Annotated in this window: 18 protein-coding genes and 1 tRNA gene; 11 read left to right on the top strand and 8 right to left on the bottom strand. The window is 64.9% G+C overall.

Annotated features, from left to right (window positions below; all coding sequences use genetic code 11):
* Positions 1-28 precede the first annotated feature (28 nt).
* Positions 29-997 (top strand): D-2-hydroxyacid dehydrogenase, encoded by a 969-nt coding sequence (locus AC5FRV_RS05675; protein WP_493560113.1) that lies wholly within the window; start codon positions 29-31, stop codon positions 995-997.
* 50 nt (positions 998-1,047) lie between these two features.
* On the opposite strand, the gene AC5FRV_RS05670 is transcribed toward AC5FRV_RS05675, so the two are convergent.
* Positions 1,048-2,226, bottom strand: coding sequence for a M24 family metallopeptidase (locus tag AC5FRV_RS05670; RefSeq protein WP_493560112.1), 1,179 nt, complete (start codon positions 2,224-2,226; stop codon positions 1,048-1,050).
* A gap of 123 nt (positions 2,227-2,349) precedes the next feature.
* Here AC5FRV_RS05670 and AC5FRV_RS05665 point away from each other — a divergent pair, with 123 nt between their 5' ends.
* Positions 2,350-3,711 carry an NAD-dependent succinate-semialdehyde dehydrogenase gene (locus AC5FRV_RS05665; RefSeq protein ID WP_493560111.1) on the top strand — a complete coding sequence of 454 codons (1,362 nt, stop codon included), beginning with the start codon at positions 2,350-2,352 and terminating at the stop codon, positions 3,709-3,711.
* A gap of 281 nt (positions 3,712-3,992) precedes the next feature.
* Here the strand turns inward: AC5FRV_RS05665 and AC5FRV_RS05660 are convergent, their stop codons facing one another.
* Positions 3,993-4,700, bottom strand: coding sequence for a hypothetical protein (locus tag AC5FRV_RS05660; RefSeq protein WP_493560110.1), 708 nt, complete (start codon positions 4,698-4,700; stop codon positions 3,993-3,995).
* 238 nt (positions 4,701-4,938) lie between these two features.
* On the opposite strand from AC5FRV_RS05660, the gene AC5FRV_RS05655 reads away from it, so the two are divergent.
* On the top strand, positions 4,939-7,086 hold the full coding sequence (locus AC5FRV_RS05655; RefSeq protein ID WP_493560109.1) for a thioredoxin domain-containing protein: 2,148 nt from the start codon (positions 4,939-4,941) through the stop codon (positions 7,084-7,086).
* An 11-nt stretch (positions 7,087-7,097) separates the two neighbouring features.
* Here AC5FRV_RS05655 and AC5FRV_RS05650 read toward each other — a convergent pair whose 3' ends face one another.
* Together AC5FRV_RS05650 and AC5FRV_RS05645 are read right to left on the bottom strand one after the other, a co-directional pair.
* The gene (locus AC5FRV_RS05650; RefSeq protein ID WP_493560108.1) at positions 7,098-7,394 is read right to left on the bottom strand and encodes a hypothetical protein; all 297 of its coding nucleotides are present in this window, start codon (positions 7,392-7,394) and stop codon (positions 7,098-7,100) included.
* A gap of 77 nt (positions 7,395-7,471) precedes the next feature.
* Positions 7,472-7,855, bottom strand: coding sequence for a thioredoxin family protein (locus AC5FRV_RS05645; RefSeq protein ID WP_493560107.1), 384 nt, complete (start codon positions 7,853-7,855; stop codon positions 7,472-7,474).
* A gap of 144 nt (positions 7,856-7,999) precedes the next feature.
* Between AC5FRV_RS05645 and AC5FRV_RS05640 the strand changes: the two genes are divergently transcribed.
* Complete coding sequence (locus tag AC5FRV_RS05640) at positions 8,000-8,911, top strand: PLP-dependent cysteine synthase family protein (protein WP_493560106.1); 912 nt, start codon at positions 8,000-8,002, stop codon at positions 8,909-8,911.
* A 52-nt stretch (positions 8,912-8,963) separates the two neighbouring features.
* Here AC5FRV_RS05640 and AC5FRV_RS05635 read toward each other — a convergent pair whose 3' ends face one another.
* Positions 8,964-9,539 (bottom strand): MBL fold metallo-hydrolase, encoded by a 576-nt coding sequence (locus AC5FRV_RS05635; protein WP_493560105.1) that lies wholly within the window; start codon positions 9,537-9,539, stop codon positions 8,964-8,966.
* A gap of 120 nt (positions 9,540-9,659) precedes the next feature.
* On the opposite strand from AC5FRV_RS05635, the gene AC5FRV_RS05630 reads away from it, so the two are divergent.
* The 6 genes from AC5FRV_RS05630 to AC5FRV_RS05605 all read left to right on the top strand — a co-directional run bounded on the left by AC5FRV_RS05630 (position 9,660) and on the right by AC5FRV_RS05605 (position 16,298).
* Positions 9,660-10,244, top strand: a complete 585-nt coding sequence (locus tag AC5FRV_RS05630) for a response regulator (RefSeq protein WP_493560104.1) — start codon at positions 9,660-9,662, stop codon at positions 10,242-10,244.
* Between the two features lie 13 nt (positions 10,245-10,257).
* Positions 10,258-10,914 carry an RAD55 family ATPase gene (locus AC5FRV_RS05625; RefSeq protein ID WP_493560103.1) on the top strand — a complete coding sequence of 219 codons (657 nt, stop codon included), beginning with the start codon at positions 10,258-10,260 and terminating at the stop codon, positions 10,912-10,914.
* Positions 10,915-11,011: 97 nt separating this feature from the next.
* Positions 11,012-11,755 carry an FAD-dependent thymidylate synthase gene (thyX, locus tag AC5FRV_RS05620; RefSeq protein ID WP_493560102.1) on the top strand — a complete coding sequence of 248 codons (744 nt, stop codon included), beginning with the start codon at positions 11,012-11,014 and terminating at the stop codon, positions 11,753-11,755.
* A 108-nt stretch (positions 11,756-11,863) separates the two neighbouring features.
* On the top strand, positions 11,864-14,944 hold the full coding sequence (locus AC5FRV_RS05615; protein ID WP_493560101.1) for an FAD-binding and (Fe-S)-binding domain-containing protein: 3,081 nt from the start codon (positions 11,864-11,866) through the stop codon (positions 14,942-14,944).
* 59 nt (positions 14,945-15,003) lie between these two features.
* On the top strand, positions 15,004-16,158 hold the full coding sequence (locus AC5FRV_RS05610; RefSeq protein WP_493560100.1) for a helix-turn-helix transcriptional regulator: 1,155 nt from the start codon (positions 15,004-15,006) through the stop codon (positions 16,156-16,158).
* Positions 16,159-16,223: 65 nt separating this feature from the next.
* Positions 16,224-16,298, top strand: a tRNA-Glu gene (locus AC5FRV_RS05605).
* Between the two features lie 50 nt (positions 16,299-16,348).
* On the opposite strand, the gene AC5FRV_RS05600 is transcribed toward AC5FRV_RS05605, so the two are convergent.
* The 3 genes from AC5FRV_RS05600 to AC5FRV_RS05590 form a co-directional block, all read right to left on the bottom strand.
* The gene (locus tag AC5FRV_RS05600; RefSeq protein WP_493560099.1) at positions 16,349-16,954 is read right to left on the bottom strand and encodes a site-specific integrase; all 606 of its coding nucleotides are present in this window, start codon (positions 16,952-16,954) and stop codon (positions 16,349-16,351) included.
* A 157-nt stretch (positions 16,955-17,111) separates the two neighbouring features.
* Positions 17,112-17,270 (bottom strand): hypothetical protein, encoded by a 159-nt coding sequence (locus tag AC5FRV_RS05595; protein ID WP_493560098.1) that lies wholly within the window; start codon positions 17,268-17,270, stop codon positions 17,112-17,114.
* Positions 17,271-17,325: 55 nt separating this feature from the next.
* Positions 17,326-17,760 carry a hypothetical protein gene (locus AC5FRV_RS05590; protein WP_493560097.1) on the bottom strand — a complete coding sequence of 145 codons (435 nt, stop codon included), beginning with the start codon at positions 17,758-17,760 and terminating at the stop codon, positions 17,326-17,328.
* A 357-nt stretch (positions 17,761-18,117) separates the two neighbouring features.
* Here AC5FRV_RS05590 and AC5FRV_RS05585 point away from each other — a divergent pair, with 357 nt between their 5' ends.
* Positions 18,118-18,426, top strand: a complete 309-nt coding sequence (locus AC5FRV_RS05585) for a hypothetical protein (protein ID WP_493560096.1) — start codon at positions 18,118-18,120, stop codon at positions 18,424-18,426.
* Positions 18,427-18,726 lie beyond the last annotated feature (300 nt).

Below are 18,726 nucleotides of genomic sequence, written 5' to 3'. Positions count from 1 at the left end.
CGGCGGCCGACTCTCCGCCAACGCTCACATGACTCTACCGGACGTCGTCGTCCTCCGCGAGGGGACGGAAGGCCTGTCGATGGAATCGTACGCCGAAACCCTCCGGGAGCGGCTTCCGGACCTCACGGTCGCACTCGCGCGGACTCCCCGCGAGGAACGCGAACTCGTTCCCCAGGCGAGAGTCGTGACCGGGATAACGATCGATGCGGACCTCCTCGACGCGGCCGAACGCCTCGAACTGTTCGCCTGTACGTTCGCCGGGACGGACCACGTTCCGATGGACGCCCTCGCCGACCACGGCGTCACGGTCACGAACGCGGGCGGAATCCACGCGCCCGGCATCGCCGAGCAGTCAATCGGGAACATGCTCGTGTTCGCGCGGAACCTCCACGAGGCGTGGCGTCGGAAGCAAACCAACGAGTGGCGCCACTTCCAGTCTCACGAGTTCACCGGATCGACCGTCACCATCGTCGGCCTGGGATCCATCGGACAGGCGATAGCCGGCCGCCTCGACAGCTTCGAGGTGGAGACTATCGGTATCCGGTATTCGCCGGAGAAGGGCGGCCCGACCGACGAGGTGCTGGGCTTCGACGAGGACGACGTCCACGAGGCGTTCGCCCGCAGCGACTACGTCGTGCTCGCGTGTCCGCTGAACGACCTCACTCGGGGACTCGTCGGCGAGTCCGAGTTCGCGACGCTGCCGCCGAACGCCGTCCTCGTCAACGCCGCCCGCGGCGGCATCGTCGACACCGACGCACTCGTCGCGGCCCTGCAGTCGAACGCGATCCGGGGCGCTGCCCTCGACGTCACCGACCCGGAACCGCTGCCGAACGACCATCCCCTCTGGGACCTGGAGAACTGTCTCATCACGCCCCACACGGGCGGCCACACGCCGAAACACTGGGATCGGCTGGCGGACATCGTCGCCGAAAACGTCGCGGCGCTCGATAGCGGTGGAGCCCTCGAAAACGTCGTCCTCGACCCGGCGGCCGACTGAGTCGCCCCCGAGCAGAGAATCCGGCGGGAAAACCGCCGCCGACCGCCGAATCAGGCCGAGAAGAGTCGCCGGGGGAAGTCGGCCAGCGTCTCGGCGCCGTCGCCGGTTACGTGGAACGTCTCGCTTATCTCGACGCCGACGTCGCCCGTCCAGATGCCCGGAATCATGTGGAACGTCATGTCCTCCTCTAGCACCGTCTCGTCGCCGGGGCGCAGGCTCGCGGTGTGTTCGCCCCAGTCCGGCGGGTAGCCCAGCCCCATCGAGTAGCCGATGCGGTCTTCCTTCTCGATGTCGTGTTCCGCTATCGTCTCGCGCCAGGCTCTCTCGACGGCTTCGCAGGTGACGCCGGGTTCGGCGGCGTCGAGTGCCGCGTCGATCCCTTCCACGACTATCTCGGCGGTCCGTCGCATCTTCTCGGGCGGGTCGCCGACGAACGTCGTCCGGGCGAGCGGCGAGTGGTACCGGTGGCGACAGCCCGAGAGTTCGATGATGACTGGATCCCCCTCGGCGAACTCTCTGTCGGCCCAGGTGAGGTGTGGCGTGTCGGTGTGTTCGCCGGAGGGCATCAGCGGGACGATGGCCGGGTAGTCGCCGCCGTACTCGTCCGTGCCCCGGATCAGCGCGTCGTATATCTCGGCGGCCACCTCGTACTCCGGGACGCCCGCCTCGATAGCGTCGAGGCCCGCCCGCATCGCGTTCTCGGAGATCCGGGCGGCCTGGCGCATGTACTCGAGTTCGCGCTCGGACTTCTTCACCCGGACCCAGTTGACCAGCAGGTCGGCATCGACAAGTTCGGCGTCTGGTAGCTGCTGTTCGAGACGGACGTAGGACTTTGCGGTGAAGTAGCTCGCGTCCATCTCGAGGCCGACGCGGCCCTCGTCGACGTCGAGGTCAGCGAGGACGCCGGCGACGTAATCCATCGGGTGGAGGTCGTGGGGCGAGTGGACGTGGTCGTCGCTGTAGGACCGGATGCTCTCCTCGGAGAGGTACGCGGTGGCCCGGGCGCCGTTGGCGTCCATCGCGCGGCCGATCCAGACCGGTTCGTCCCGTCGCGTCGAGACGATCACGGCCTGGTGGACGTAGAACGACCACCCGTCGTAGCCCGTCAGGTAGTTCATGTTCGCGGGGTCGGCGACGACGACCGCGTCGAGGTCTTCGGCGCGCATCCGCTCTTTGGCTCGCTCGACCCGGCGCTCGTACTCCCGTTCACTGAAGATTTCCTGTGGCATGATCCCGACACCGGTGTGTGGTACCTCGGCACGTGGTGTCAAAAAGTTTCTGTGGACGTTAGAAACGAATATTGTATACTAACGAGAAGACCTAAGTCCTCGGGCTCCGACATGTAGACCATTATGGAGGCTGTCAACCCGGCCACTGGCGAACGCATCGACACGTACGAGGAGGCCGACCTGGCGGACGTCGAACGGTCGCTCGACGACGGCTGGGATGCCTTTCAGGACTGGCGCGACCGGCCCCTCGCCGACCGCGAGGAACTGATCGAGGCAGCCGGCGAGGTGCTCCGGGAGAACAAGCGCGAGTACGCCGAACTGATGACCGAGGAGATGGGCAAACCAGTCACCCAGGCCATCGCAGAGGTCGAGAAGTGCGCCTGGGCGTGTGACCACTACGCCCAGAACGCGCACGCCTACCTCGAAGACGAACACTACCCGAGTCCGGCCGGCACCGAGGTGAAGACCGTCTACGAACCGCTGGGCATCGTCCTCGCCGTCATGCCGTGGAACTTCCCGTTCTGGCAGGTGTTCCGGTTCATCGCCCCGTACATCACTGCGGGCAACGTCGGCGTCCTGAAACACGCCTCGAACGTGCCCGGCTGTGCGGAGGCCATCGAGGACGTTCTCCGCGAGGCGGGCTACCCGGAGGGCGTCTTCCAGTCGCTGCTGGCGCCGTCGGACCTCGTCGACGACGTCGTCGACGACGACCGCGTCAAGGCGGCGACGCTGACCGGGAGCGGTCCCGCGGGACGCGCCGTCGCCTCGGCCGCCGGTGACCGGCTGAAGAAGACCGTCCTCGAACTCGGCGGCAGCGACCCGTTCGTCGTCCTCGACGACGCCGACCTGGACGCCGCCGCGGAGACGGGCGCCCTGGCCCGGAACCAGAACGGCGGCCAGTCCTGCATCGCCGCCAAGCGGTTCGTCGTCCACACCGACGTGTACGACGAGTACACCGACCGGCTCGTCGACGAGTTCGAGTCGCTGACCATCGGCGACCCCTTCGACGAGGACACCGACGTCGGGCCCCAGGCGCGCCAGGACCTCCTGGACGACCTCCACGACCAGGTCCAGGCGAGTGTCGATGCGGGGGCGGACGTCGTCACCGGCGGCGAGCCCATGGACCGCGAGGGCGCGTACTACCCGCCGACGGTCCTCACCGACGTGCCGGCCGGCTGCCCGGCGGACACCGAGGAGCTGTTCGGCCCGGTCGCGACGCTGTACGAGGTCGAGAACGCCGACGCCGCGGTGACGACGGCGAACGAGACGGAGTTCGGACTGGGCGCGAGTGTCTGGACGGAGGACCGGGACCGCGGCGAACGGATCGCCAGGCGCATCGACGCCGGTTGCGTCTACGTCAACCAGCTCACCAAGTCGGATCCCCGCGTCCCCTTCGGCGGCGTCAAGGAGTCCGGCTACGGCCGGGAACTCTCCGAAATCGGGATGAAGGAGTTCGTCAACCGGAAGACCGTCTGGATCGAGTGACGAACCGGGTAGCGACGCGACGGCTGCTGGACGACAGTTTCGTCGCGATACCTCGCTTCACTGTTCTGGTACCGTGCGCCGAACGTCAGATCACCGACGGTCTCGATTCGCCACCTCTCGGAGGTGAAGTTGCGAACATCTAGTAAACTACTAGATAAACGTTATCCACAGAGTGAAACTGATACTCGGCTCACGGGTCACCGCAGTTTTGCGCCACGCACCGGCAGACAGGGGGTGCCGACGTCTCGGGAAGTACCCGTTCCCGCCATCGTGATCGTTAGTCAGCGGAGAATGAGGTCGGACGCCGACGACCCGTTCTTCGACTGAAGGCTGCCGGAGACGACGGCCCGTCCGATCGCGACGAGCGCGACGACGAGAGCGATAGCGAACCAGTCGTCAACAGCGGTGGAAGCGGGATGGGGGACGAGGCCGGTTCCCAGGAGACCATATGCCACGATCGCCGCCATCGATGCGGTTGCCGCGATCACTTCGTTCGGGAAACGTGGTAATTCGACGGACCAGTTCACAACCGTTCCGACGGCAAGGAGTCCCGTGACGAGGTACAGGCCGCCCGCTGGGAGAACGAGAAAGATGGAGAGACGTCCGGGTGTCGGTACTGCGTGGACGAGGCCGGATCCGTGGATAGGGACGGTCCCAGCCCAGAGGCCGGCCCAGAGAATCTGCCAGGAGAGGTACAACACGACGGTCTGACCGACGAGACTGCGCCATGGGAACGCACTGGGGCCCGTGGTGTGAGATTGGAATCTGACGACTGCGGCCAACAGCTGCCCACCGATCAGAACCAGTGGGATCATCCCGTCGAAGAGGTCGGTCTCTGTCACCACGATCAGAACGAGAGCCACGCTAGTCGTCGCAGAGAACGCACCCCACTCGGCGGCCAGCCGTAGTTTCCACCGGTCATCGTGCCACGAATTTCCACGAAGCACGAGCAGTACGGCGGCCAGCGGGGTCGGATCGTCGAGCGCCATCGCTCGCTGGTAGACGAGGGCCGCGGCGGCCAGCACGAACGCGACGAGACACGCGGGCAGTACCACGTTGATAAGCAGCTCCGATATCCCCGCGCCAGTCATACATTCGACAACTACCGTTCCGGAAGTAAATCTCCCGGAGCGAAAGTGTCGTTCGGGCCGCGACGTATCTGGGCCGTTCGCGCTCTCCTGTCCCAGAGTCGGGCTTTCTAAAGGCGTCGCTCGCCTACGTCGTGGTATGACTGACGTCGACACCGACCCGACGGCGCGGAACCGCCTCGACGAGGAGGAGAGCCCCTACCTCCGCCAGCACGCGGACAATCCCGTCAACTGGCAGCCGTGGGACGAGGCGGCCCTCGAAAAAGCCCGCGAGGAGGAGAAACCCATCTTCCTCTCCATCGGCTACTCGGCGTGTCACTGGTGTCACGTCATGGCCGACGAGAGCTTCGCCGACGAGGACGTCGCCGAACTCCTCAACGAGCATTTCGTCCCCGTCAAGGTCGACCGGGAGGAGCGCCCGGACCTCGATTCGGTGTACATGAGCATCTGCCAGCAGGTGACCGGCCACGGCGGGTGGCCGCTGTCGGCCTGGCTCACCCCTGACGGGAAGCCGTTCTACGTCGGGACCTACTTCCCGAACGAGGAGAAGCGCGGGATGCCGGCGTTCCCCGACCTCCTCGAACGAATCGCCCACTCCTGGGAGGAACAGCGCGAGGACATGGAGGAACGCGCCGAGCAGTGGACCGACGCTATCGAGAACGACCTCGCGTCGACGCCCGACCAGCCCGGCGACGCGCCCGACGAGAGCGCGCTCGAACTCGCCGCCGACACCGCCGTCCGCGGCGCCGACCGCGAGTACGGCGGCTGGGGCGGGGGCGGCAGCGGTCCCAAGTTCCCACAGCCGGGGCGGCTTCACGCGCTCATGCGTGCGTCCGATCGCCGTGGAACGGGCGACGGCACGGATCCCTATCGCGAGGTCGCGACGGAGACGCTGGACGCGATGGCCAGCGGCGGCCTGTTCGACCACGTCGGCGGCGGGTTCCACCGCTACTGCACCGACCGCGAGTGGGTGGTGCCCCACTTCGAGAAGATGCTGTACGACAACGCCGAGATCCCCCGCGCGTTCCTCGCCGGCTACCAGTTGACGGGCGAGGAGCGGTATGCGGACGTCTCCCGCTGGACACTGGAGTTCGTCGAACGCGAACTGACCCACGACGAGGGCGGTTTCTTCAGCACGCTCGACGCCCAGAGTGAGGGGGAGTCGGGCGAGGACGAGGAGGGCGCCTTCTTCGTCTGGACGCCCGAGGAGGTACGCGAGGCGGTCGAGGACGAGACGGCGGCGGACCTGTTCTGCGACCGCTACGGCGTCACCGACCGGGGTAACTTCGAAGGGGCGACGGTGCTGACGCTCGCGGCGTCCGTCGAGGACCTGGCCGAGGAGTACGGGATGAGCGGGAGCGAGGCCGAATCGATGCTGGAGACTGCCCGGGAGCAAGTCTTCGTCGCGCGCGAGGGGCGTCCCCGGCCGGCCAGGGACGAGAAGGTCCTCGCGGGCTGGAACGGGCTGATGATCTCCGCGTTCGCGGACGGGGCCATCGTTCTGGACGAGGCGTACGTCGAACCGGCCGCGGACGCGCTCGCCATCGTTCGTGATCGCCTCTGGGACGAAGGGAGTCGATCGCTCAGTCGGCGGTACAAAGACGACGACGTGAGCATCCGGGGCTACCTGGAGGACTACGCCTTCCTCGGCCGCGGCGCGCTGGACCTGTTCCAGGCGACGGGCGACGTCGACCACCTCGCGTTCGCGCTCGACCTGGCCCGGGCCATCGAGCGGGAGTTCTGGGACGAGGACGCCGGGACGCTCTACTTCACGCCGTCCAGCGGCGAGTCGCTCGTGGCGCGGCCCCAGGAGCTCACCGACCGGTCCACGCCGTCGAGCGCGGGCGTCGCGGTGCAGTTACTGCTCTCGGCCGACCACTTCGTCGCCCACGACCGCTTCGAGACGGTGGCCGAGCGCGTACTGGAGACGCACTCGAACCGCATCGAGGCCAATCCGATGGAGCACGCATCGCTCGTCCTCGCGGCGGACCAGTACTCGCGCGGCGCGCTGGAACTGACGCTCGCGGCAGACGAAACGCCCGAACCGTGGCGCGAAACGCTCGCCGAGACGTACCTCCCCGACCGGTTGCTGGCCTGGCGGCCCGCGACGGCCGACGGGCTCGAACGCTGGCTGGAGACGCTGGGGCTGGACGAGGCGCCCCCTATCTGGGCCGACCGGAGCCAGCGCGACGGCGAGCCGACCGTGTACGCGTGTCGGAACTTCGCCTGCTCGCCGCCGCGCCACGACCTGGGGGCGGCGCTGTCGTGGTCGCCGGGCGAGGAGTAGCGGCGTCCCTCTCACTCGGCGCTGAGGACCCAGACGACGAGCCCGGCAGTGATCAGACCGATGCCGAGCATCGACGTCGCGGGTTCGGGAAACAGGAACAGGGCGAACCCGGCCAGGAGGAGCGCCCACGCGAGCCCGCGGGTGAGCCAGGAGTCGGTCGTCTCTCGGCCACCGGCGTACACCATCTCGTCGTCGGACTGGGCCGTCGCGCGCGCTACGTCGTCTCCAGCGCGCGCGTCGTCGAACGCTCCCTCGTTCACGTCGCTGCTGGCGGAGCGGTCGTCGGAGTACTCGTCGTTGCGAGCCATGCCTGCAGCAACGGCCCGCGAAGAGTTAGGCGGTCGACTTGACAATGCAGGGACGACGGCCGTCCGGCGACAGCCGTTCAGGCGAGTGCCGCCTCGATCTCGTTGGCGAGGTAGATGGCGATGGCGACGGGTTCTTCCTCGACGAACCGGGCGATCTCCTGGCCGTCGTGTTCTACTACGACCGTCGGAATGAGTTCGACGTCGTACTCCTCGACCTTCGGCCCAACCTTGCTGCCGTCGTCTGCCTTCTCGACGGCGTAGTGTTCGACGTTCTCGTCAGGGACGTCGGCGGCGTCGAGCGCAGCCCCGAAGTCGGGAAGCTGTGATCGGCAGTCCTTGCACCAGTCGCCGCCCCAGACTTTGTAGACGAGTTCGTCGGAATGTTCCGCGAGGGTGTCGACGGTGTCCGAGTAGGCGTCGGCCACCCACACGGGGTTCGGTTCCATGGTTTCGAGGGTCATGCCCCACGTTTTGGCACCCTCCGATATTAAGCTCCCGCCCGGATCGGTGCCGTTTCGCGACGAATGCTGGGCGACTGTCACCGCTCACGGCACACGCTGCCGGTGGCCGACATCGTATAGTGGGTGAGGGCGTATCCCGACGCAGTGAACTCCAGTATCCTCGAGACTATCGGTTCGCCCCTCGTCGAGGTCAACTCGCCAGCGGGCGCGACCGTCGCGGCGAAGGTGGAGTCGTTCAACCCCGGCGGGTCCGCGAAGGACCGACCGGCACGGTTCATGGTCGAATCCGCTGAGGCCGAGGGCCGACTCGACCCGGACGACACCCTCGTCGAACCGACGAGCGGCAACACCGGCATCGGCCTGGCGATGGTCGGCGCCGCGAAGGGGTACGACGTCCGCCTGATCATGCCGTCCTCGAAGTCGCCCGAGCGACGCCAGATCATGAAGGCCTACGGGGCGGAGATAGACCTCGTCGATGGTGACATCTCGGCCGCGCGCGAGCGTGCGGACGAACTCGAAGCGACCGGCGAGTTCGTCCAGCTGCGCCAGTTCGAGAACCCCGCCAACCCGGAGGCCCACTACGAGACGACCGGACCGGAAATCGTCGACCAGGTCGGCGACCGGACCGTCGACGCGTTCGTAGCGGGCGTCGGCACAGGCGGCACCGTCACCGGTATCGGCCGGCGACTCCGCGAGGTGTTCCCCGACGTCGACATCGTCGCGGTCGAACCCGCCGACAACGCTGTCCTCTCGGGGATGGAGCCCGGCACTGGCGAGGATAGTTTCCAGGGGATGGGCCCCGGATTCGTCAGCGACAACCTCGACGTGGACCTGCTCGACGACGTGGCGACGGTGACGCTTCCCGACGCCGAGGACGAGTGCCGTCGCCTCGCCGAGGAAGGGGGGATTCTGGTCGGCCAGTCGTCGGGCGCGTCGAACCTCGCTGCCAGAGACGTGGCCGAGCGACTCGTCGAGGACGGCGTCGAGGACCCGCTCGTCGTGACGGTGTTCTGGGACAGCGGCGAACGGTACATGTCCACCGGCCTGTTCGACTGACGACCTCCCGGAGACAGCTGGACTTTCTGCTGAAACAGCGCGATCGCTCCGGTCAGAACTGCGCGGCCTGGTGGGCCATCTGGATTGTCTGGTACGGGTTCGACTCCACGCTCGGGCCGTGGCCAGTGTGCATCCCGCGGAGGTCCTCGTCGACGACGTCGAGCGCGTGCTCGATGCTCTCGATCAAAGTGGGTCGGTCACCCTCGTCCAGGTCGGTGCGGCCGAAACTGCCGCCGGCGAAGACGAGGTCTCCTGCGAAGAGCACGTCGGCGTCCTCACTGTACAGACAGAGGTGGTCGTCCTTGTGCCCAGGTGTGTGGAGCGCGACGTACTCGTGATCGCCGATCTGGACCGTCTCTCCGTCGCCGAGGGTCTGGGAGACACCGTTCGCCGACCCGTCGAAGGCCACGACGTCGACGTCGAACGCGTCGAGGACGGACTCCAGGTTCGCGACGTGGTCGTAGTGGGTGTGGGTCAGGACGACGACGTCGAGATCGTCCACGTGGCTCCTGATAGCTTCGACGACGTCGAACTCGTTGCCCACGTCGACGAGCGCGGTCCGCTCGCCGGTCACGAGGAAGACGTTACTCGTGAAGGCGTCGCGGTCCAGCGCGAGGTTTGCGATCATCGTCACATTCTGGTCGTGCCAGGCTATTGGCTATTGCCGTTCGCTGGCCGACGGATCGCCCGCCGCGACTACCCACAGGGCTATGTATGATGCTGATTAAATCAGCCGATAGAGAATAGAATGTCAGACTCGGACCGACCCGTGGTGCTCATCGTCGAGGACGAACCCGACGTAGCGGAGACTTACAGGCTCTGGCTACGCGAGGATTACGAGGTCGAGATGGCACACGATGGCGACGAGGGACTGTCGAAACTCGACGCCGACGTGGACGTCGTGTTGTTGGACCGAATGATGCCGGGACTTTCGGGTGACGAAGTCCTCGAACAGATCCGCGAGCGTGACCTTGACTGCCGCGTCTCGATGGTCACCGCGGTCGAACCCGACTTCGACATCCTGGAGATGGGCTTCGACGCCTACCTCTCGAAACCGATCAGGAGCGAGGAACTCCACGAGACGGTGGAGAATCTCCTCGACCGATCGGCGTACGACGGGCTCTTGCAGGACTACTACTCACTGGTCGAGAAGCGCGCGACGCTCGAGGCGACCAAGAGCAACGCGGAACTCGCCGAGAGCGAGGAATACGACGAACTTAAGGAGGAGATTGCCGAACTTCAAGACGACCTGTCAGATAGCCTTGGAGGTATCGAAGATGACGCAGACTTTATCGCTACCCTTCGCGGGTTGAGCAATGACGAAGCGGAGTGAGCCCCAAGAGACAATGTACGATCTCTCACGAGTACTCGACTTCGACGCGCTCTCGTCGGTCCGGCCCGGCACCAGTCTCCTCGTCGCCGGACCCGCGATGACTGGCAAGGACGAACTCGCCCTGGAGCTGCTCAGGGACGGCGCCCGCGAGGGCGAAGGCGCCGTCGTCGTCACGACGAACGACGACGCCGCCGACATCGCCGCGGACTTCCGCGAATCGGTGCCGGACCTGGAGGACTCCCAGCTGGGCGTCATCGACTGCCGGGGCGATTCCGGGGGCGACGGCGAAGGGACCGAGGGCGTCTACGTCCACCACGTCTCTTCACCGGGCGACCTGACCGGCATCGGTATCGGCATCACGAAGGCGCTCGAAGGGCTCCACAACAGCGGCCGCGACCAGGGTCGACTCGCCCTGTTCTCGCTCTCGACGATGCTCACCTACACGGACAAGAAGACCGTCTTCAAACTCTGTCACATCCTCTCCTCGCGCCTGGACGCCGCGGGCTACGTCGGCGTGTTCACCATCGACTCCGGGGCTCACGACGACCAGACGCTCCAGGTCATCAAGCAGGCCTTCGACGGCCTCGTCGAGGTCCGGGAAGACGACGGCACCCGACAGGCCCGCGTCCTCGGCCTCTCCAGCGACCCGAGCGACTGGCAGGACCTGTAGTCGAACACCGGCTCACTTCGTCCACTTTCCGTTCTAACCGCTGATTGTCCCTTCGCCTATTGAGTAGAATTATCACGCTCCGCGTGGGTCAACAGATATGGAAGTCCGGCTACTCGAGGCGACCGAGGACCCCGAGGAACTCATCTGCACCGGCGCGCGAAACGACTACAGCGAACCCTTCGTCGGCGACCAGACCTTCGAGGAGACGATGGAGACGGTCGAGGGTGACTCCCTCGAGGAGAAGAAGGAGACGCTCATCGGCCACCTGCTGAGCCACGGCCACTACGGCCCCTTCGAACACCCGCAGGTTACCTTCGCCGTCGAGGGCGTCAGCCGGTCCTGCATGGCCCAGATCACCCGTCACCGCCACGTCTCCTTCGACGTCCAGAGCATGCGCTACGTCTCCTTCGACGACGTCGACCCGGCGGACGTGCGCGAGGGCGAGATGGTCGTCGTCCCGCCGTCGGCCACCGACCCCGACTGGGTCGGGCGCAACCAGAAGACCGGCCAGGTCGACGAAGAGACCGTCGCCGAGCGCGACGAGATCTTCCGGGACGCCGTCGCCGACGCCGTCGAATCCTACCAGGATCTACTCGACCTCGGCATGCCCCCGGAGGACGCCCGGTTCGTCCTCCCCATCGGGACGGAGGTCAACATGGTCATGTCGATGAATGTCAGAATGTTGATGCATATAGCAGATATGCGCGCGGCGGCGGACAGTCAGTGGGAGATACGGCAAATGACGGAGGAACTGCTCGATCTCGCCGCGGAGTGGTGTCCGATCACGTTCGAGTACTACGAAGAGAACATGAAGAACCGGAAGAACAGACTCGCTCCCTGAGACGGGTTCTCTGCTCACGACTGAACGCTTCGACTACTCCATCGAGTACCGAGCCACCAGCTCCCGAGCGCCGGTGTTTTAATCCACTCGCCCGCCGAACAGTGGGCTATGGGAACGAGTACGGAGGGACCGGCCGGCGGCCCCGAGAACGACGAACGGGCCGACTACGACTACCAGGCCGGCCACGTCGAACGGCCCGGCTTCGTCAGGGACCTCCGGGAGCGAGTCGACGGCGACGTCCGGTTCGACGACCTCACGCGACAGCTGTACGCGACAGACGCCAGTGCCTACGAGGTGACGCCCATCGGCGTCGTCTTCCCGCGGTCGACGGCTGACGTCTCGGCGGTCGTCTCCTACTGCGCCGAGCGCGGGACGCCGGTCCTCCCACGTGGCGGCGGGACGAGCCTCGCCGGACAGGCGGTCAACGAGGCGGTAGTCATCGACTTCTCGCGGTACATGGACTCGGTCCAGGCAGTCGACCCCGAGGGCCGGACCGCTCGCGCGGAGCCAGGCGTCATCCTCGCGGACCTGAACCAGCGCCTCGCCGAGCACGACCTGAAGTTCGCGCCGGACCCCGCCTGGGGCGCAAAGAGCGTTCTCGGCGGCGCTATCGGCAACAACTCCACGGGCTCGCACTCGCTGAAGTACGGGAAGACCGACGCCTACGTCGAGGAGTGCGAGGTCGTCCTCGCCGACGGCACGGTCACCAGCTTCGGTGAGGTGACGCTCGACGAACTCCGGGAGCGTGCCGCGGACGTTCCCGGAGAGTCCGACGACTCCGTCGAATCCGACGATTCTGTGGAATCCACAGACCTGGAGGCGCGAATCTACGCCGCGGTCGCCCGAATCGTCGACGAGGAAGCGGACGCCGTCGCCGAGGCGTTCCCGGACCTGAAGCGCAACGTCTCGGGCTACAACCTCGACCGCCTGGTCGAGGAGGCCGAGTCGGGCAGCGTCAACCTGGCGCGTTTGCTCGCGGGCAGCGAGGGGACGCTGGCCGTCGTCACCGAGGCGACCGTCTCGCTGGAACCCGTCCCCGAGACGAAGGCACTCGCCCTGCTGGCCTACGAGGACCTCGTGGACGCCATGCGGGACGTGCCTCCGATCCTCGAACACGACCCGTCGGCACTCGAGGTGCTCGACGACGTCCTGCTCGACCTCGCTCGACCGACCGAGGAGTTCGGCAAGCTCGTCAACGAAATCGTGCCCGAGCAGGCGGGCGCGCTACTCCTCGTCGAGTTCTACGCGGAGACCGACAACGAGGGGAAAGAGTACGTGGCCGACCTACTCGCGGACCGCGTCGGCGACGTCTCGCCGGAGGCGGTTCCGCAGGAACGCGCCGAGGAACTGACGGCGGAGCCGCTGCACGCCTTCGCGGGACGGGAGGCCCACAGCGACGCGGAACGGGGCCGGTTCTGGAAGCTTCGCAAGAGCGGCCTCCCCATCCTCCTGGGCCGGACCTCCGACGAGAAACACGTCAGCTTCATCGAGGACACGGCGGTCCCGCCGGCGAATCTGGCCGAGTACGTCGCCGACTTCCGGGCGGTCCTCGAGGAAAACGGCACGTTCGCGAGTTTCTACGCCCACGCCGGCCCGGGGTGTCTCCACATCCGGCCGCTCATCGATACGAAGTCCCTCGACGGCGTCGAGCAGATGGAAGCCATCGCCGACGCGGCCACGGACCTGGTCCTCGAGTACGGCGGCAGCGTCTCCGGCGAGCACGGCGACGGCCGCGCCCGCACGCAGTGGAACCGGAAGCTGTACGGCGATCACGTCTGGGACCTGTTCGGCGATCTCAAGACAGCGTTCGACCCGGACTGGCTACTGAACCCGGGGCAGGTCTGTGGCGACGTGGACATGACCGAGAACCTGCGATACGACGCGGACTACGAGTTCGACGCCGGCTTCGACCCGGAACTTCGATGGGACAACGACAACGGCTTCCAGGGCATGGTCGAACTCTGCCACGGCTGTGGCGGCTGTCGCGGCCACCAGGAGACGACCGGCGGCGTGATGTGTCCGACGTATCGCGCGAGCGAGGAGGAGTCGACGGCGACGCGCGGGCGAGCCAACGCGCTCCGGCAGGCGATGAGCGGCGACCTCCCGGAGGACCCGACCAGTGAGGCCTTCACGACCGAGATTATGGACCTGTGTATCGGCTGCAAGGGCTGTGCCCGCGACTGTCCGAGCGAGGTCGACATGGCCAAACTCAAGGCAGAGGTGCAACACGCCGAGCACCAGGAGAACGGCGCCGGCCTGCGGGACCGGCTGTTCGCCGACGTCGAGCGACTCAGCAAGCTCGGGAGCGCGCTGGCGCCCGTCTCCAACTGGCTCGCCTCGCTCCCGGGGAGCGACGTCGTCGCCGAGAAGGTCGTCGGCATCGCCCGCGAGCGGGACTTGCCGACGTTCCAGCGGGAGTCCTTCGTCGAGTGGTACGCCGACCGCGGCCCGGCGGTTTCGGCCGACGAGGCGGCCCGGAAGGTCGTCCTGTTCCCCGATACGTACCACAACTACAGCGACCCGGCGGTGTTGAAAGCAGCCGTGGACGTGCTGGAAGCGGCCGGCGTCCACGTTCGCGTGCCGGCGAACCTGCGAGCCAGCGGGCGCGCCGCCCACTCGAAAGGGTTCCTCGACACGTCCCGGGAGCGCGCACGGCACAACACGAACGCGCTCGCGCCACTCGTCGCGGAGGGGTGGGACGTCGTCGCCGTCGAGCCGTCCGACGCGGTGATGTTCCAGTCGGACTCCCTCGACCTGCTGGCCACGCCCGCGGCCGAGACGGTCGCTGCGAACGCCTACGGGCTGTGTGAGTACCTCAGCTGGTTCGGCCTCGACGAGCACGTCGACTGGAACTCGCCCTCGGAGTCGCTGACGTATCACGGCCACTGTCATCAGAAGGCGACCAGGAAGGACCACTACGCCGTAGGGGTGCTCCGACGGGCCGGCTACGACGTCGACGCGCTCGATTCGGGCTGTTGCGGCATGGCCGGGAGCTTCGGCTACGAAGCCGAACACTACTCCATGAGCCAGTCTATCGCCCGGATACTCTTCGAGCAGGTCGACGACAGCGCCGGCGACCGCGTCGTCGCACCAGGCGCGTCCTGTCGGACGCAACTCGAGGGTCGACCCGGCGGGCAACCCTCGTTCCACCCGGTCGAACGACTCGCCGCTGCCGTGCCGGTGCGATGAGTCTGTTCCCCTCTGTTAGTCATAGCGCTTTTATTCCATCCTCGGCTGATATACCCTAGATGACTCGCTCGGTCGCCGTCGGTCTCGCCGTTCTCCTGTTTGCCAGCGTCGCTGTGGCTCCTGCACTCGGTGCGTCGGACGCGGGCCCCACGCGCCTCGGGGCGCCGGAGGGGTTCTCCCAGACCGTGTTCAACATCCAGATGTACGAAAACGGGAGCGCACAGTGGACGTTCGAGTACTCTCGCCCGCTTGCGAATCAATCCGAACGCGAGCAGTTCGAGACCTTCGCCGCGGAGTTCGAGGCGAACGAGTCCGGGATGTACCGTGACTTCGTCAACCGGTCGAGGAAACTGACGACGGCGGGCTCGGAGGTCACCGGTCGGGAGATGAACGCCTCGTCGTTCTCGCGGAGTGCGTCGGTGGACGAGACGACGCTGGCGGACGAGCGGGGCGTCGTGACGATGTCGTTCACGTGGTCGAACTTCGGCGTGACCGACGGTGACACCGTCCGGGCCGGCGACGTGTTCGAGGGTGGACTCTACATCGGACAGAACCAGCGGCTCGTGTTCGAGGCGGGGCCGTCGCTCGCCTTCAGGAACGCCGACCCGGACTCCTACTCGCAGTCGGGCGACACCCTGGAATCGAGCGACACCGTCACCTGGGTCGGCGAGAAGCAGTTCACCGACAGGCGCCCGCGCGTGGAACTCGTCGACGAGTCCGCGCTCGGTGGCGGAAACGGTGACTCCGCTGGCGAGACGACCGATTCGTCGACGGATCCCGGCAACGCGAGCAGCGGCGATATGCTCGTCCTCGTCGGCGCGCTCGTCGTCGTCATCGGGCTGGCCGGCGCCGCGGTGTGGCAGTCCGGCGCGTTCTCCAGCCGTGACGACACACCCCCCGACGACGCGGCCGAGGCCGCCGGCGCCGCTGCCGAGCCTGCGACGACCGACACCGAACCGGCCCCGATTCCGGACGAGGAACTCCTCTCCGATAACGACCGCGTCCTCAAGCTACTGGAGGACAACGGCGGTCGGATGAAACAGGTCAACATCGTCGACGAGACCGAGTGGTCGAAGTCCAAGGTCAGCATGCTCCTCTCGGAGATGGAGGACGAGGGCGACATCAGCAAACTCCGCGTCGGCCGTGAGAACATCATCAGCCTCTCGGGTCACGAACCCGAGGCCGCCGGATCGCCGTTCGACGACGAGGAGTGAGAACCACACCCAGGGAGCCGCTAAAGCGCAACCGTTATACCTTACTCTGGGGTACAAATTAGTACGCTCCGTTGGTGTAGTCCGGCCAATCATCTTGCCCTCTCACGGCAAGGACCAGGGTTCGAATCCCTGACGGAGCATACTTACTAATGGTTCAGTTCTCTGGGCTATTTCTCAATTACGTACCATTCTATAGCATGACTTCTGACATTGTTTGATTTATGTTCTCTTCTGTCGGTGCTGCTAGATAAGGTTCGATAGCGTCGTAACTCGACCACCCGCCAAGCGCCATGACGATCCTCGGACTAACGTTCTCCTCTACCAGTAGATGATTCGCCCAGCAACGCCGGAGGTCGTGACTACTCACACGTTCGTAATCTGAGTCGCCTGTAGCCTCTGACGCGCTTTCGCTCGCTCGGTCTACCCAATCCTGCACCGTCCGCTTCGCTTTGTCTACTAGCCTCTCATCGTCTCCTATGCCCTTCTCCTGAGTGTAGCGGTTGATCAACGCCTCGAAGTCTCGCGGGAGCCACGTTTCCCGGTGCTTGCCCCCGGAGTATTCGCCCGTCGTATCCTTTCCAGCGACTACCTCAAGCTCCCAGTTGTGTCCGTCCGACCGGCGCGAGATATGCTTAGGCTTCACGTCGAGAACTTCAGCCACGCGTAAGCCACAGTCGCCCATGAGCCTGAGCGCAATTTCCTGCTGAAAGGTATCTGCCGCCCCTGGCAGTTCGCTGTATTCGTCGCGCGTCATCCAAACGTTCCAGGTGCCGTCCTTGTTCCGCTCTGTTCGCATACGCGTTTGTACGGACGAACACGCAATAATGAATCCGACCAGCCCCCTGTTTCACACCGATATAGCACTCTGCCAGCGGCATTCTTGCACGTTTGTGTTCAAACGCGCAATCCAAACGTTCGGACTGACGCGCGGCTAAGGACAGAAAGGGAAGTTCCTATAGTTTCTCTGGCGCGTGCTCTTCGAGCACACGGAAGAGGAAGTTCGCCAATTCATCTCCGCCGCTTTCTCTAGAACGCTCTGCAACTGTCTTTGCCGCCTCTGGATATTTCTTTACCGCTTTTTCTGTGTGCGTAAGGTCGTCTGTGGATTCCATCATTGCTGTTATCGGTGTCACCTGATATGAAAACTAGTGGAATTTCGGTAGTCGACTACGCGTTCATGAGTTCGAGGTGTTCTCTCGTCGGTTCGCCGCCCGGAAGGCTCACCTGTCCCAGGTCCGGATCGGCCAGCCACACAGTCAACAGACCCTCGCTCTTCTCTCGCTTCGCCACGCCAGCGGTGAGTGTGAGTGGACCGACGTTCACCCCCACTGCGACATCCTCAACAGCCGTGGGGTCGGTCTTCGCCGTGGGAAAGACCAGAACGAGTGCGTCCGTCCCTTCGACGTTCTCCGCGTAGCAGTCCGCCACAGGGAACGTCTCTGGTTCGTCGCCGTCCGTGAGTTCCACAGAGTAGCAACCCTGAACGTCGCTCTCCGTCGCGCGGATTCGCTCTGCGATCAGATCCCAGAACGCGGCTTCAATTGATTCGTTGTCGGTGCTCGTTTTCGTTGAGGTTTTACCCTCGGATTGAGTTGCATTCATTGCTGTGTCAGCACGGTCGAGGGCGCTCCAACACCCCGGCCACTTTCTGACGGGCCGTTTCCATGCATAGTAGCCACTCTATACCCCATTGCAATAAGGTTGGTGGTTACTTGCAACGTTGCAGATAATCACATCCCTATTTGTAGCCAGACTGGCCAGGGCCTAACATGACGAGAGCAATGCTGACAGACGGAGAACGGCGACACATTTCAGGCGAGAGCGACGAAGAGCAACGTGCCTATGAAGCCGCCTCTCGGGTTAGAACACGCATCCGAGAGGAGTTGACCACCGACGTTGAAATACTCAAAGAGCATCACCCGGAACTTCTAAGCGAACTCCGGGAGGTAGTTTGTGAGAATGAGTGAAGATCCACTACCATCATCGGATGAGTATAAGTCCAATATCAATAGTTTTTCACCATCACCAGAACGGTACGTTCTGGATGAAGTAGGGCAAACTATCCTTGAGTCTGAGGTTCCGGAATTCGAATTTGGCCCGGCAAAATTAGAACGCCCGTTGTTCGTATGCCCGGATTGTAACGAGGAGGGAGATGTAGAACTTCATGCTCACTTCGGGTCAGACGTAGAAAATGACGAAGCCACAATCCGTTGTCCAAACTGTGATTTCTCACGAACACAGACCATTAGAGAGAGCGTCGATGAGTAGCGACTAATTCGGGTTCTTACTAACCCAGTCGTTCAAACAGTCCTTGTCGCAAAATATCAACGTGTACCGCTTGGTTCGATCCGCTTTCTGAACTCTCACCCAGGCTCTGGCGTGTACTTCGAGCGGTGGAACCGGACCACCGCACTCCTGGCAGGTTCTATCAGGAGATGATCGACTCAGTCCGACTGTGTTGTGATAGAACGGTTCGACTTTGCGTATTTCACCCTCTCCGTCGTTCGGTGGCTTCTCCAGACCATTGTAGACGCTCATAGTTGCCGTCCGACTGGATGCACAGAAAAC

The organism is Halomicrobium sp. HArcel3, from assembly GCF_058933135.1.
The sequence above is the reverse complement of the archived record's forward strand: the minus strand, read 5'-3'. Positions and strand labels throughout refer to the sequence as shown.